Raw genomic sequence first — 13,863 nt, 5'->3', positions numbered from 1 at the left:
TAATACAAAGCTTATTTATACAAGCCTAGGTTTTCTTTTGCGTAAGCTTCAAATTCTGTAAATCCACCAATGTGATTTTGGTCTACAAAAATTTGTGGAACAGTAGGGCAAGGCTTACCCGCTGACTTTTCAAGGTCGGCTTTACTAATGCCTTCTTTAATTATGTCGATGTAACGAAATTTAAAGTCATCACGTTCATTTGATAATTGCTCAGCAACATCTTTCGCACGAACACAAAATGGACAGCCTTCACGGCCAAAAATTACGGTTAACATAGCTTTCTCCTCAATTTGGTTAATATCAGTTTAAATGAATGGAAAATTATTTAAAGAGAAAAAAATCGATTGCACCATTCTAATAAATGCATAAATCATATTATGCATAGCAATATGATTTGCAAAATGCGAATGAAAAACCAGAGCCCAGTTTGTCTAATACTTAAGTCTATGAATGCAAGTGTGTTTACAAGAATTAATTTATGGCACATAACTTGATGATGTAGAGCTATACATTGGGTTAACGAGAATACTTTATGAATATTAATAGTCACGTTTTAGAAATTATCCAAGGGGTAATAGGTAAATATTGTGAAACCCAAAGTCAAAAATTCTCTATTACCTTAATCAACAAGTTGCAATGTAACTACGTCTGTTTGCAAATTCCGCCAGAGCAAATGATTGCACAATGCGAGGCGTTTCTTACTCCGGCGCTAGCAGCAGTAAAACAGTGCTTTTTATTGACGCTCGAAGCAAATATTCAGGGAGTTAGTATTCACTATCAGATTGATGATTCTGAACAAGTAAACACGTTGGATTTTCACGGGCTCTTAGCAACTAAAGAGTCTGTTAGTTTAGCGCTTGATGTTAGACAAAATGTAGACGTTTTAACTGATTGCGAAGCGTTACTCAAAAGCTGCTTAAAAATGTCAGCTAATACTCACGATCGTTTTGGTTTAAATTTTAAATTATTTAATAGCACGCTTAGAGAGTCTGCACAGCTAGAGGATTTACGCCATCTTAGTGGTAACGCATTAATTGATAAATTAAATAGTGACAGCTTAAATACACACATAAAGTTGTGCTCTATTAACGACATTTACGAGCTGAGCCAAGCTCATAAACTATCTAAAAAAATATTAGGCTGGCCATTTTTTGATACCGACTTAATTACTATTTTAACAACATTTCACACACAAACACGTTTATCGGTATTAGTAGCAGACGACAGCTTACCGAGCCAAATTGCTACAAAAGTAATGCTTGAAATGCTGGGCTGCTTAGTAACGTGTGCAGAAAATGGTGCCAGTGCATTAACACTTGCTCAAAATGAACCATTTGACTTGCTACTTTTAGATGAGCGTATGCCAGGAATGTTTGGTAGCGATGTGGCGCAGCAATTAGTTAGGCAAAATACACCTAATAACAATACTCCTAAAGTTATTTTAACGGGGTTAACAGGCGATGAGCAAATAGCTGAGTTGTTTGATAAAGGAATTACTCACTATTTACAGAAGCCAGTGACAAAAGCGGTACTTGAGAAATTTATTAAACCTTGGCAGTTAGCCTCTTAAATTGATTAATAAGGAGAGAGTTATGGATGATTTCTCTAAGACAGCACCTATTTTAATTGGTTTTCAAAACAATTACTTTTTGCCAAAAGGCATTTTGTATGACGGGGTTGAAGAGTCATCAAGAATTACTGGCGTGGGGAAAAATACACTCTATTTATTGACCTTCTGCGCAGAGCAATTTGCTTTAGTTATTAATACACCCATTCACTTTACGCAAAACTATAGCGAGCTTAAAAATCCGATTGGTATATTAAAAGTCATTGCGGTGGGGGCATTTAAAGCGGGTTCGTACGGTGTTCAAACCATTAAGCAGATAGACCTTTTTAGTAATATTATAGAGGTGGTATTTGGGAAAAGAAGTTTAAATGCTTTTACACATATAGGTTTAGCCGAAAACATCAAAAAACATGGGACCACTAATATAATTTTAGCGGGTACTGTGTCTTCTATCTGTATTGATTCAACTGTGCGCACTGCTGTTGCACTTGGTTCTAATGCCACTATTTTAAGTGACTGCACACCGAGACGCACTCCTTTTGAACAAGCATTCTACCGTGAAAAGGTTTCCCTTCTTTATGTACGAGTTTGTCAGAGTAATACTTTTATAAAGTATTGGAGAGATCATGAATAATAATGATGAGCTACAAGTTCAAATCCAATATGCACTAGTTGAAAAACTTTCCAATAGTAATCGACGTCAAGCAAAGCTATTAGCTATTTTAGATGAGTGTATTTTTGAGTGTGATAAACATTTGAATTTTACTTATATTAATGAAGCTTGGGAAAAGAAGTTAGGTTACTCAATCGATTCATTAATTGGCTCCAATATTACTAAGTTAATGAATTGCGATGATATTATGCATTTTGTCGCATACAGCTGTTGTTTGCTAGAAGGAAAGCAGGCACCCAGTGTAGAAATACAAATTAAAAGCAATATCGGGCTCATGAACTGGTTTGAGTTAAGGTTAGTTTATGATGAAAAAAGCGGCTTTATAGGCTCGTTCTATGACATTCAACGTCATAAAGATTCTCAATTTTTGCTAACGCAACAGCAAAAATATGTTAAACGCTTATCGCTTGTTGCGAGCCATACAAATAACTTAGTGATTATTACAGATAAGTTTGGTGTGATTGAGTGGGTTAACAATAGTTTTGAAGTGCTTACAGGCTACACCTGTGATGAGGTTATAGGCACTAGCCCAGGTCAATTGCTACAAGGGCCAAAAACATGTGAAAAAAGTCGTAAGGTTATGTCTCACGCTGTAAAAAATGGGCTTCCTTTTCAAGTTGAAACCATAAATTACGATAAAAATGGTAACGTTTATTGGGTTGCTATTGATGCAAATCCAGTGCGAGATGATGAAGGTAAAGTAAAGCATTTTATCGCTATAGAAACTAATATTACGCAGCGAGTTAAAGCTGAACAAGCAATGGCAGAGATAGAATATAACTACCACTCTGTCGTAGATAATATTCCTGATATTGTTCTACGCCTTGATACATTTGGCAATTTATTATTTATAAATCAAGCATGGCAACGCGTCTTACACAGCAATGTAGATGAGAGCCTTGGCTTACCTATAATTAAGTTTATAGCAAAAGAAGATGTAGAAAAAATTTGTAGCACTTTGCTTGATTATAAACAAGGTAAGCGTGATATACGTCGCTTTGACATACGTTTGATTAATGCACAAGGCATAAATAATTGGGTTGAAATGACACTTACTCCCATTGTGGGTGGCTACGAAAGCGATTTGTTATCTATTGCCGCAACACTTGTTGATATACAAGAACGTATTGAAAGCGAGCAAATATTGCTTGAAGCTAAACATCAGGCAGAAACATTAGCTGAGTCTAAAAGCCGATTTATGGCAAATATTAGCCATGAAATTCGCACGCCATTAAATGCCGTTATTGGCTCTGCAGATATTTTGCATCATACCGGTTTAACTTCTGAGCAAATGCGTTACACACAAATGATTAAAACAAGCTCTGATGCATTACTGAGTGTATTGGACGATGTATTAACGTATTCGCGTTTTGAAGCACAAGCTATAACACTCGATAATCAGCCATTTAGTATTGATACGTGTATTGAAGAAGCAATAGATATTATTACCCAAAGTGCTTTGCAAAAAGGGCTTGAGGTTGTTTTTGATTTTTATCCTGATGTCCCCGCTCAAGTAATTGGTGATCATGCACGTATAAGGCAAATAGCCATTAATTTATTAGCCAATGCGATTAAGTTTACTCAGCAAGGCGTAATAACGGTGACCGTTAGATGTACTTACATTGGAGCCAATAATTTAAATCTTCATTTATCAGTAAAAGACACTGGAATGGGAATCGCAAAAAATAAAATAGAAAGTATGTTTATGCCTTTTATTCAATCAGATAATTCAATTACCCGAAAACATGGTGGTAGTGGCTTAGGCCTTGCGATATGTAAGCAAATTTGTGATGTAGTAGGGGGAGATATTTCGGTTAACTCTGAGCTCAATAAAGGGAGTGAGTTTATCGTTAATTACCCGTTAAAAATAGACACAACCGACTCAATATTGAGAGAAGGGTTTGCAGCACGAAGTAAAAAGCCAAGAGTATGGATTGTAGGACATAACCAAATTTTAAAAACCGCGTTGGAGCACACACTCACTCGGTTTTCTATCGCTTTTGAGCACTATGAAATATGCCCAGATATCCCTGAGTATGATAGTTTTCCTGATGCAATTGTATTAACTGATCCTCTAATGCTAGCCCAAACACGCGAGTGTATAAATACATACAACTCCCTTAATTCACCATGTTTACTTATCTTAGACTTACTAGGTGAAAGCTTATTACCGCAAAATCTTAACGATAGAGAGCTTAGGTTAAATGGCCCTTTTAAAGTATCGCATGTACCGCGAGCAATTAGTTTATTGGAAGAGCAGTTATTTCATTTAGATATTATATTTACTAATCGTGAACAAAAAGAAGCCTTAGAAAGCTCTTCAGGGTTAACTCAGTTGAATGGGACCAATGTATTGGTTGCTGAAGATAATACTAATAATCAAATAGTAATAAGACAGTTTTTAGAGCAAAAAGGTTGTCGGGTATATATTGCTAGCGATGGGCAAGAGGCAATAACCAAGGCTAAAAACAATAAAATTGATATTATTTTTATGGATATCCAAATGCCAATACTAGATGGGATCTCTGCAACCAAAGCAATCAGAAAGTTAGGTATAGCCACTCCTATAATAGCGCTCACAGCAAATGCAATTCATGGTGATAAAGAGCGATTTATTGAAGCGGGGATGAATGATTATTTAGCTAAACCAATTGTAAGTGAAACACTTTATTTATTGCTTGATAAATATGCACCAAAGCAGGCTATTGAATCTAAGCATTTAAAGCTTACTCGTTTAGTGCAAGTGTGGGAAAAGCTAAGCTGAGCAATGAAGGTCAGGGTCTGTTGAACTTTCAGGGTTAAATTTGCAGCAGTCTGTTTGGTATTTAGGCCAGGCAGAGCCTATGCAGTGTGGTTATTCCCCATAAATGGGCGATAACGTAGCATTAATGCCAAACAGGCGCTGCCCAAAGGGTTCTTCCTAGGGGCTATTTACTCTTTGTTGCTCGGTTTTTACTTAGCCCGCTAGGTTACAAACCTCGCGCCGCGATTAAACCGCCTCTAGTTTGAACAAATTTTAATCCGCAAAGATCAACAGACCCTAATATAAAAAGTGGGTTTGTGTTGCATAAAACTTGATAAACGAAGAAATTAACCTAGTATTTTAGGAGTAAGTTAAATTTATTTTTTAGTATTTAATGAGTGTTTTTATTATAGTTTTTCAATTTGATTCGCAAATTGCAATTCAAAATAAAAATACAACGTTACGAATTATTTTTGGATTCTAAATTACATTTTTAATTTTTTTAATGCTTTGATTTTGTTGTTTATTTTATCTTTCGTTTGTTTTTGTTTAGTTGGCACGGCTTTCGCAACATATTAAATATCAAATCAAGACAATTTAGTTAAATTTTTAAGAGGTGCAATATGCAAACAAATACAAAAGCCAAACAACAACCTAAAAGTAATAATTGGGTACTTACACCTGAAATCATGGTTTTGTCTATTTTGCTTGTAGCTACCTTAGTAATAGGTATTACAGTTCTGCGCGGTAGCGATTCTGTAGAGCCGTTAACGGACATACAGCCGATTACTTTTACACAAGCTGATGTTGAAAATGCACAGTCGATGAGTAATACGTTTGACTCGCAAAATACTAACTATGCACAACATGTAACAGCCCCTAAAAACGAAAATAACGACACTCTTTCAAACTAGAGACTTTTGCGCAGGTAACTATTTATTGTTGCCTGCGTTTTTTTTATGTTTCCTATCACCGTTTTAACTTTTTCTCCCTAGCTTTAAAATTACGTGTACGCTTTTTAATTCAAGCTGTGCGTAACTAAATTAGTTTTATCCAGCCTTTCTTTATACTCATCTTCAATTACTAACCCTTACTTTTAGCCAACAATTACTAACTGGTTTCTCTGTGCTGTTTGGGCTTGAGTAAGCTCTTATTTATTAATTTAGGTGCATTGCAAATTGAATTGCAAAATGCAAATAAAATAGAAAAATTTAAATACTCAAATAACTAAACTTAACCTTTTGAATTTGCTGTTTTTATTTTTGTTTTATTCACTTTCTAAATGGTCTGTAACTTGCTCTTGATTACATAAGTCACTAAGAGTGAAAATCGGAGCAAAACATGAATGCATTTAAGTACCTAGAAGCAGAAAGCCCAGTCAATCTCGCAAGATGGCATGAGTTAGAGAGAATCATGTCGGATGCAATGCAAAATAATTATTTTAAAATGGTTTATCAACCGCTTGTATCATTAGGAACGGGAAAGTTGGTCGGCTTTGAATCGCTAGTAAGGTGCCAATCACCCCGCTTTGGTATTGTAGGCCCTGATGAGTTTATCCCTCATGTAGAGCAATCGGGAATGATTTTAGAATTAGGTGACTGGATTTTTGAGCAATGTTTGTCTGATTTAAAACAGATGCGACATTTTGGTATGACAGATATTGCTGTTTCTTTAAATATTTCACCGGTACAAATTTTAGATGGTGATGTGTTTTCAAAAGTAATGGCTTTGCTAGAAAAGCACCAAATACCACCACAAGCCATTAAAGTTGAATTAACGGAAACAGCGCTAATTCATAGTCCTGATAAAATAGCTAAGGCGTTTGAAAACTTCCATAAAGAAGGCGTAAAGGTGTGGATTGATGATTTTGGCACTGGGTACGCGTCTTTAGGTCTACTTCGTCAATTTGATATCGATGGTTTAAAAATTGATCGCAGTTTTGTAAGTGGTATTGCAACTAATAACGAAGACTTTACGTTATGTAGCGCAATTATTGCGATGGCTCAACGATTGGGCTTACAAACTGTAGCAGAAGGCATTGAAGAGAATGAGCAATTACAAATATTAGAACAACTTGGTTGTGATATTGCTCAGGGGTACTTGCTCGATAAGCCGCAAACATTAACAAAAAGTATTGATACCTGGGCTCTGTAATTGTTTATATTCATTTTGATTTGCAAAATGCAAAAAACAAATTACTCTTAAACTACAATTCTTACATTTTATTAGTGTACGAAGCTTTAACTTACACAAAGGTTATCTATGCCTATATCAGAGCAGTTTATCGATAAAAGTATTACGGAGCTAAATGTTTTAATTCAACTTGAAAAGGATGTTGGAATAAGCGTTTTAGCTCGATTAGTAAACTTATTTATCGATGAATTAGTTACTATGGCTAACCAATTAGATACGGCAATTAATAATGCAGATATTATAAAAATTAGAGAAATAATGCATGTTTTGAAAAACTCGGCTGCCTTATATGGAGCCGCTCCTTTAGCTGCATTGGCAACACAGTTACACGATTCACCACCACCAACCACAGAAGAAAATTTGCACGCAGCGCTTGTTATTAAGCATAACTTGGATAAAACCAGAGATGCATATCAAATAATGAGTAAGAGTATAGCTATCTAGGAGAAAGCCGTGTCAGATATAATGGGTAAAGGCCTTGTTTATATTGTTGAAGATAGCATCGCAAGTGGTGCTTTGTACGCCAGTCAGCTAGAGCAAGTAGGTTTTGAATGTAAGCATTTCGCAGATGGATATTCTGCTTTGGTCGGTATTAAAGAAAAAATGCCTGCGGTGATAGTACAAGATGTATGCTTGCCTGATATAAGTGGGCTTGAAGTTTTACAATTTGTAAATAAACAAAAAAATCCTGCTAATGTAGTCATGATCACCTCAAATAGTTCTATTGATATTGCAGTGGAAGCTATGCGTTTAGGTGGCTTCGATTTTTTAGAAAAACCCTTCACAAGTCAGCGACTTATTAGCTCAGTAGAAAGTGCGTTAACACCCAAAGAGCAAGCTAAAGTACAACCTTTGGTTCAAAGCAGTGATAAAAGCCAAGATTTTGTTGGTGAATCTCTCGCAATGAAAACCGTTTTTAGATTGCTAGATAGCGCAGCTAGAAGCAAAGCATGCGTATTTATTACAGGTGAAAGTGGAACCGGTAAAGAAGTATGCGCACAAACCCTTCATGATTCGAGCCCTCGCAGCCAAGGCCCTTTTATTGCTATAAACTGTGCTGCGATCCCTGCTGAGTTATTTGAATCAGAATTTTTTGGGCATGTTAAAGGGGCATTTAGTGGCGCTTTAAGCGATCGTAAAGGCGCAGTTGAAGTGGCCAACGGCGGTACGTTATTTCTAGATGAACTATGTGAAATGGAGCTTAACTTACAAGCTAAGTTATTGCGCTTTTTACAAACTGGCATATTTAGCAAGGTTGGTAGCAGCGAAGTATTACACAGCGATGTCCGCTTGGTATGTGCAACCAACAGAAATCCAATAATAGAGGTAGCAGAGGGGCGCTTTAGAGAAGATTTATATTATCGTTTAAATGTTATCCCCGTAAAGCTCCCGCCTTTAAGGGAGCGCGGAAACGATATTTTGCTGCTCGCTGAGTATATTTTAAAACAAAAAAGCGATAGCAACCCTAAACATTTTATTGGCTTTTCTGATGAAGTTAAGGCGCTTTTTTGTAATTACGATTGGCCAGGAAATATACGCGAACTGCAAAATGTAATTGAAAATACAGTCGTTATTAATGATGGCGATGTAATAGAAAGAGATATGCTACCAAATTCATTTGGTCTAGGCGCTGTAAAACACTCAGGCTCAACTAAGTCAATTCACAATACAAACGATCAGAGTGTTCAATTATCTCCTATGTCGGTTCACGATATAGAACCATTATGGCAAGTTGAAAAAAGGGCTATTGAAAACGCAATCAAAAGCTGCGAAGACAACATTCCTCTTGCTGCTGCTTATTTAGGGGTAAGTGCATCTACCATTTATAGAAAAATAAAGGGATGGTCTTAAAGCTTTAATAGATTTTTAATTGCAATTTTAGGTTGAATTAATAAAAGTTACCCTAAACTCTATGTGTAAGAGCAAAATTAATTTTTAATCTGAAATAGTAAAAGGAGATCGCAATGAGTAACACTAGTTTAAAACCTGCGGATATTATGCCATCACTAGTAGTGAGTGATGTTGATGAGAAAAAGGTAGATTTAGTTGACAGAATAAGTGACTCTCCGTGGAAAATGATTGTTGTTTATCGAGGCCAGCACTGCCCTAAATGTACTGCGCAACTCAACGAGCTTGCTAAAGTTCATAAAGACTTTAAAGAGGCTGGAGTTGAAGTGGTTGCAGTAAGTGGTGATAGCCATGAGCAGCTTAATAAACATCTTGAAAAAATAGATATTAACTTCCCAATTTACTATGGTTTAACAATCGAACAAATGACTGATTTAGGGCTACATATTAGCGAGCCTCGCAGTGGTGCAGAAACTGATCATCCATTTGCTGAACCAGGAATTTATGTGCTTAATGAAAAAAATCAGCTTCAAATGGTCGATATATCAAACAGCCCGTTTGTTCGTCCTGATTTAGAGCAACTGCTAGGTGGGATTAAGTTTTCAAGAGAAAACGACTATCCAATCCGGGGCACATTTATTAAATAGTATTCATTTTACATGGTTTCAAAAAAGGCACTCTTCAGTGCCTTTTTTATTTATTTTTAATAAATTTACTTGAAAACAATTTTACCGTCCATATATAGTTAAGTAGGACGCCTGATGGGTCCTAAATTAAACTTAAACAATTGAAATTTATATTATTAATTAAACTTTGCTTGAGCTTGTTCAATAGAAAAGCACATGCAAAATATCGCTTAAATATGAGGATATTATTATGCGTACAGTAGACTTATCACCACTTTATCGTTCATTTATCGGCTTCGAACATTTAGCATCACTTATGGATGCGGCAGCTAATACAGACAAGCAGCCGAGTTTTCCTCCTTACAATATAGAAGCACTCGATAAAGACAAATACAGAATCACTATGGCCGTTGCTGGTTTTAGTGATAGTGAATTAACCATTGAGTCAGAAAACAACACATTAAAAGTTGCAGGTATTAAAGCTAATAAAGATGAAAATAATGAACGTAAGTTTATTCATCAAGGTATAGCAGAGCGTAACTTTGAACGTAAATTTCAGCTTGGAGACCATGTAAAAGTACTTGGTGCCGATTTAGCTAACGGCTTATTAAGCATAGAGTTACAGCGTGAAATTCCTGAAGCACTTAAACCACGTAAAATAGAAATTGGTAATAGCAATCTAATAGAAGGTAAATAGTCTTCTAAAGTACATATTCCCCTGATTATTTAGCCGCCTCATTTGAGGCGGTTTTTTACTTAAAGCGCTTCTAAATTATTAAGGTAGTAGGTTGCTTGTTGCAGCGTTTGTTCTTGAAGTGTTTCATCTTGTTTATCCCAGTTTTTATATACCATACCAATACGTGGGTTTTTCTCTAGCCTGTCTCTGTGTCTATTCATGAAATGCCAATACAAGCTATTTAGCGGGCAGGCTTTATCTCCTACTTTTTGTTTAACATCGTACTGACAGCTTTTGCAATAATCGCTCATTTTATTAATGTAGTTACCGCTTGCAGCATAAGGCTTTGTTGCAATTATTCCATCATCGGCAAACTGACTCATGCCTCGGGTGTTGGGCATTTCTACCCATTCTATGGCATCTATATAAACGCCTAAGTACCAGTTGTCTACGTCATCAGGGTTTATTCCTGTGAGCATGCAAAAGTTCCCAATAACCATTAGGCGCTGAATATGATGAGCATAAGCGGTTTCAAGGCTTTGCTTGAGTGAGTGGCTTAGACAATTCATTTTTGTAGAGCTGTTCCAAAAATAAGATGGCAGTTTATTTTTGGCTTGTAATTGATTTTTAACTGCGTAGTCGGGCATGTTAACCCAATAAATGGCACGTACATACTCTCTCCAGCCTAATATTTGCCTGGTAAAGCCCTCTACTTGCGAGAGGGATATTTCATTGGGTCTTTGTTCGTATTCGCTTATTACACGTTTGATTACATATAACGGGTGGAGTATTTTTGCGTTTAGGGCAAACGATAAACGGCTATGGTACAGGCTGGTATTATTTTTACTTTGATCTGTCATCGCATCTTGAAAGTGACCAAAGCGACTAAGTAAGTGCTCACAAAAGTATTCAAGAGATTCAATCGCTTGTTTACGCGTTGTTGGCCACTCCAGTGAATGTTCATTTATTTCACCCAAATAAGCGACGTTGTGTTTATTTAAACGAGAAATAATACTGCTAACATCAGTATTGAATAACTTAGGCTCTGGGATGTCGGCTAAGTCTTTTTTGGAAAATTTATTACGATTATTACTATCAAAATTCCATTTGCCACCAGTTGGCTTTGCATCATCAATTAATATATTAAATTGCTTACGCATAGCACGATAAAAGTGCTCCATTGTTACATGCTTGTTTTTTGTAAAGCGTGTTTTTATATCGGTGAACGGTAATAAAAAGTGTTCAGTATCTGTAGCAATTACATTTAATGAGCTATCACTTTTAAACTTAGCTAATTGAGATTTTAGCCTAAACTCGTCAGGGTATTGATATTCAATAGAGTCGCATTGGTATTTATCGGCAACTCGCTTGAGTAATTCAATCAAGTCCTTGTCGTCATCGGTATCATCAAGTGTTAAATGCAAAACATTAAAACCTGCCGTGTTTAATGCAGTTGCAAAGTTTTCCATAGCATTAAAAAAAGCACACAGTTTTTGAATGTGATGTTTAACGTAGTCAGTTTCTTGTTTTAGTTCTGCGATGAGGTAAAGCGTGTCGTCGTCTTTTTGCTTGTACCATGAATGAGATGGGTTTAGCTGATCGCCTAGTATTAGTCTGAGTGTTTTGTGATGGGTCATAGTAAAGCCAAATTTTTTTATACGGACGTATTTAATTAAAGGATCGTTTTACTATTTAACTACGAGTGAATAGAGCAAAAAGGCTTAACCGATTATCAAGGCAATAAAGGCGTGTTGGATCATGGTGTGCAAATGAGTTTAATTAATGGGGAGGTTGAGTAAGTTAAATTGCCACCCCTAAAATTTTATATTTAAATTTTATTACTTTGCTTTTGCTGCATTTTTTGTTGTAACGAAACCACATTAGATACATTAAATAGAATATTGCTGGCAAAGTTTTCAAAATATTTAAGGGCTTTTTTCCAAGCGAGCTGGCTCTCAGGAGTAAAGTGTTTACCAAGGTGCTCTTTAAGGGTTTCGTAAAACGCATCAGATAATAGTGCAATGTCACTTTGCGAAACACTGCTTTTTTTTAGGTACATTAAATGATGTGCTAAAAAAGGAGCTACCGATGCTGGCTTATCTAAATGTTTAACAATTCGTTCTAACACACAAAAAAGGGTAAAACTCTTTTCGTTAAATTGTAAGGCTGTTGGGTAATTCATTTCAATGCTAGATTCAGCCAATTTACTGTGAAATCGAGCCGTGAATGCATGAAAATTTGGCTTAATAATTGTTAAGTTATTTAACAATGCTGATTGTTGTTGGTTCATTTTTATCTCGCTGCAGTGAGTAATAACTATTATTATTAAGTGGCATAAAATTGATTATAGCGGGCAGATAAAATTCTGCACGTTTTTTTAGTGTTAAAGTATGGGTTTTAGTTATATCAATTTATTTTCTGGTAAATTGTAAGCATCTAAAAGGTACTAAGGTAGCTCAAATTTAGTTTGTTTGATTTTCACTCAAAAATAATAAGCTGTAATATTTAATAATTTAGAGACAGCATTTTATAAAATTGATTGATTACTTATGTTACTTATATATACATTAAATTAGCATCTTGACGAATTGGAAATTTTATAAACTAATTGCGTATTATAGTTGCTAATCATCCCGTACATCCTTATAATAGCGGCCATTGTTTAGCATGTTGTAAAACAGCTAACAGCGATATTAAATTTAAAGTTTGATATCTATTGGCGCGGGATGGAGCAGTCTGGTAGCTCGTCGGGCTCATAACCCGAAGGTCGTCGGTTCAAATCCGGCTCCCGCAACCAATTCTACTAGTAGGTATTACCTTACTAATTTATATCGCGCATTCTAAGTAATGCGCGTTTTGCGTTTTAGACTATGTAGTTTAATTAGGTCAGTTTACTGACTCGCAACCAAGCTTGGCCCTAGGCCACACAGTTTTATGCTTTATTGGTGTGACGCCCCGCTTGGTTCGGGGCGTTGTTGTATCTGCACCTTGCGATTTGTGGCAATTGTCATCAAATTAAAACTTAAACTCAGTATTTTAGGGCTATAAGCCCTTTTTTTGTTTGTATGGAGGATTTTCGTGACAAAACTTGAACAAGATTTAGTAACCATGTTAACGCCTGCGGTAGAAATGTTAGGCTTTGAATTGCATGGTCTTGAATTTGTGCAAGCGGGTCGCCATTCTACCTTAAGAGTATATATTGCTCATGAGGATGGGATCTCAGTTGATAACTGTGCGGATGCAAGTCGCCAAATTAGTGCGATTTTAGACGTCGAAGACCCAATTACAAATGAATATGATTTGGAAGTATCGTCTCCTGGTGTTGATCGTCTATTATTCAAACAAGATCACTACGAGCAGGCGCAAGGAGAGGAAGTACGCGTGCGTACTAAACTTCCACAGGATGGTCGTCGTAATTTTAAAGGCGACTTAGTAGCAGTTAGCAGCGATATGATCACACTATCTAGCGATGGTGCAGAGCATCTGATCATGCTTAGTAACATCGAACGTGCGAATTTAATCGCGAAGTTTTAAATT

Annotated in this window: 13 protein-coding genes and 1 tRNA gene; 11 read left to right on the top strand and 3 right to left on the bottom strand. The window is 36.2% G+C overall.

The genetic code is table 11. From position 1 onward, the window contains the following. Nucleotides 1-11 precede the first annotated feature (11 nt). Nucleotides 12-275: a GrxA family glutaredoxin gene (locus QL995_RS05730; protein ID WP_007585470.1), complete on the bottom strand. Its 264-nt coding sequence runs from the start codon at nucleotides 273-275 to the stop codon at nucleotides 12-14. A 257-nt stretch (nucleotides 276-532) separates the two neighbouring features. Between QL995_RS05730 and QL995_RS05725 the strand changes: the two genes are divergently transcribed. From QL995_RS05725 to QL995_RS05685, 9 genes are all read left to right on the top strand, one after another. Further along, a complete protein-coding gene (locus tag QL995_RS05725; protein WP_024593897.1) occupies nucleotides 533-1,570 on the top strand; it encodes a response regulator in 1,038 nt (345 codons plus the stop codon). Between the two features lie 22 nt (nucleotides 1,571-1,592). Further along, complete coding sequence (locus QL995_RS05720) at nucleotides 1,593-2,201, top strand: isochorismatase family cysteine hydrolase (RefSeq protein ID WP_165725682.1); 609 nt, start codon at nucleotides 1,593-1,595, stop codon at nucleotides 2,199-2,201. Then, nucleotides 2,194-5,004 (top strand): PAS domain-containing hybrid sensor histidine kinase/response regulator, encoded by a 2,811-nt coding sequence (locus QL995_RS05715; RefSeq protein WP_290293630.1) that lies wholly within the window; start codon nucleotides 2,194-2,196, stop codon nucleotides 5,002-5,004. The genes QL995_RS05720 and QL995_RS05715 overlap by 8 nt, the downstream gene beginning before the upstream one ends. 602 nt (nucleotides 5,005-5,606) lie before the next feature. After that, nucleotides 5,607-5,897 (top strand): hypothetical protein, encoded by a 291-nt coding sequence (locus QL995_RS05710; RefSeq protein WP_007585474.1) that lies wholly within the window; start codon nucleotides 5,607-5,609, stop codon nucleotides 5,895-5,897. 427 nt (nucleotides 5,898-6,324) lie between these two features. Further along, nucleotides 6,325-7,137 (top strand): EAL domain-containing protein, encoded by an 813-nt coding sequence (locus QL995_RS05705; protein ID WP_139016253.1) that lies wholly within the window; start codon nucleotides 6,325-6,327, stop codon nucleotides 7,135-7,137. A 108-nt stretch (nucleotides 7,138-7,245) separates the two neighbouring features. Continuing rightward, nucleotides 7,246-7,620, top strand: a complete 375-nt coding sequence (locus tag QL995_RS05700; protein ID WP_101216632.1) for an Hpt domain-containing protein — start codon at nucleotides 7,246-7,248, stop codon at nucleotides 7,618-7,620. A gap of 9 nt (nucleotides 7,621-7,629) precedes the next feature. Beyond that, complete coding sequence (locus tag QL995_RS05695; RefSeq protein WP_290293623.1) at nucleotides 7,630-9,027, top strand: sigma-54 dependent transcriptional regulator; 1,398 nt, start codon at nucleotides 7,630-7,632, stop codon at nucleotides 9,025-9,027. 113 nt (nucleotides 9,028-9,140) lie between these two features. Next, nucleotides 9,141-9,671 carry a peroxiredoxin-like family protein gene (locus tag QL995_RS05690; protein ID WP_007585494.1) on the top strand — a complete coding sequence of 177 codons (531 nt, stop codon included), beginning with the start codon at nucleotides 9,141-9,143 and terminating at the stop codon, nucleotides 9,669-9,671. 229 nt (nucleotides 9,672-9,900) lie between these two features. Next, nucleotides 9,901-10,347: an Hsp20 family protein gene (locus tag QL995_RS05685; protein ID WP_007585496.1), complete on the top strand. Its 447-nt coding sequence runs from the start codon at nucleotides 9,901-9,903 to the stop codon at nucleotides 10,345-10,347. A 59-nt stretch (nucleotides 10,348-10,406) separates the two neighbouring features. Here the strand turns inward: QL995_RS05685 and QL995_RS05680 are convergent, their stop codons facing one another. Both QL995_RS05680 and QL995_RS05675 read right to left on the bottom strand, forming a co-directional pair. Beyond that, a complete protein-coding gene (locus QL995_RS05680) occupies nucleotides 10,407-11,963 on the bottom strand; it encodes a cryptochrome/photolyase family protein (protein WP_197188626.1) in 1,557 nt (518 codons plus the stop codon). A 191-nt stretch (nucleotides 11,964-12,154) separates the two neighbouring features. Further along, complete coding sequence (locus QL995_RS05675; protein ID WP_007585499.1) at nucleotides 12,155-12,616, bottom strand: globin domain-containing protein; 462 nt, start codon at nucleotides 12,614-12,616, stop codon at nucleotides 12,155-12,157. 430 nt (nucleotides 12,617-13,046) lie between these two features. On the opposite strand from QL995_RS05675, the gene QL995_RS05670 reads away from it, so the two are divergent. Together QL995_RS05670 and rimP are read left to right on the top strand one after the other, a co-directional pair. Next, nucleotides 13,047-13,123: transfer RNA gene (locus QL995_RS05670), tRNA-Met, on the top strand. A 281-nt stretch (nucleotides 13,124-13,404) separates the two neighbouring features. After that, the gene (gene rimP, locus QL995_RS05665) at nucleotides 13,405-13,860 is read left to right on the top strand and encodes a ribosome maturation factor RimP (protein ID WP_002958482.1); all 456 of its coding nucleotides are present in this window, start codon (nucleotides 13,405-13,407) and stop codon (nucleotides 13,858-13,860) included. Nucleotides 13,861-13,863: the final 3 nt, after the last annotated feature.

It is taken from the genome of Pseudoalteromonas sp. APC 3358 (assembly GCF_030408075.1).
GTDB classification, from domain to species: Bacteria; Pseudomonadota; Gammaproteobacteria; order Enterobacterales; family Alteromonadaceae; genus Pseudoalteromonas; species Pseudoalteromonas arctica.
The sequence above is the reverse complement of the archived record's forward strand: the minus strand, read 5'-3'. Positions and strand labels throughout refer to the sequence as shown.

What these genes read in the sequence shown, in the direction of transcription:
- QL995_RS05730 (WP_007585470.1), bottom strand. Translation starts at nt 275, where the DNA reads ATGTTAACCGTAATTTTTGGCCGTGAAGGCTGTCCATTTTGTGTTCGT.
- QL995_RS05725 (WP_024593897.1), top strand. Translation starts at nt 533, where the DNA reads ATGAATATTAATAGTCACGTTTTAGAAATTATCCAAGGGGTAATAGGT.
- QL995_RS05720 (WP_165725682.1), top strand. Translation starts at nt 1,593, where the DNA reads ATGGATGATTTCTCTAAGACAGCACCTATTTTAATTGGTTTTCAAAAC.
- QL995_RS05715 (WP_290293630.1), top strand. Translation starts at nt 2,194, where the DNA reads ATGAATAATAATGATGAGCTACAAGTTCAAATCCAATATGCACTAGTT.
- QL995_RS05710 (WP_007585474.1), top strand. Translation starts at nt 5,607, where the DNA reads ATGCAAACAAATACAAAAGCCAAACAACAACCTAAAAGTAATAATTGG.
- QL995_RS05705 (WP_139016253.1), top strand. Translation starts at nt 6,325, where the DNA reads ATGAATGCATTTAAGTACCTAGAAGCAGAAAGCCCAGTCAATCTCGCA.
- QL995_RS05700 (WP_101216632.1), top strand. Translation starts at nt 7,246, where the DNA reads ATGCCTATATCAGAGCAGTTTATCGATAAAAGTATTACGGAGCTAAAT.
- QL995_RS05690 (WP_007585494.1), top strand. Translation starts at nt 9,141, where the DNA reads ATGAGTAACACTAGTTTAAAACCTGCGGATATTATGCCATCACTAGTA.
- QL995_RS05685 (WP_007585496.1), top strand. Translation starts at nt 9,901, where the DNA reads ATGCGTACAGTAGACTTATCACCACTTTATCGTTCATTTATCGGCTTC.
- QL995_RS05680 (WP_197188626.1), bottom strand. Translation starts at nt 11,963, where the DNA reads ATGACCCATCACAAAACACTCAGACTAATACTAGGCGATCAGCTAAAC.
- QL995_RS05675 (WP_007585499.1), bottom strand. Translation starts at nt 12,616, where the DNA reads ATGAACCAACAACAATCAGCATTGTTAAATAACTTAACAATTATTAAG.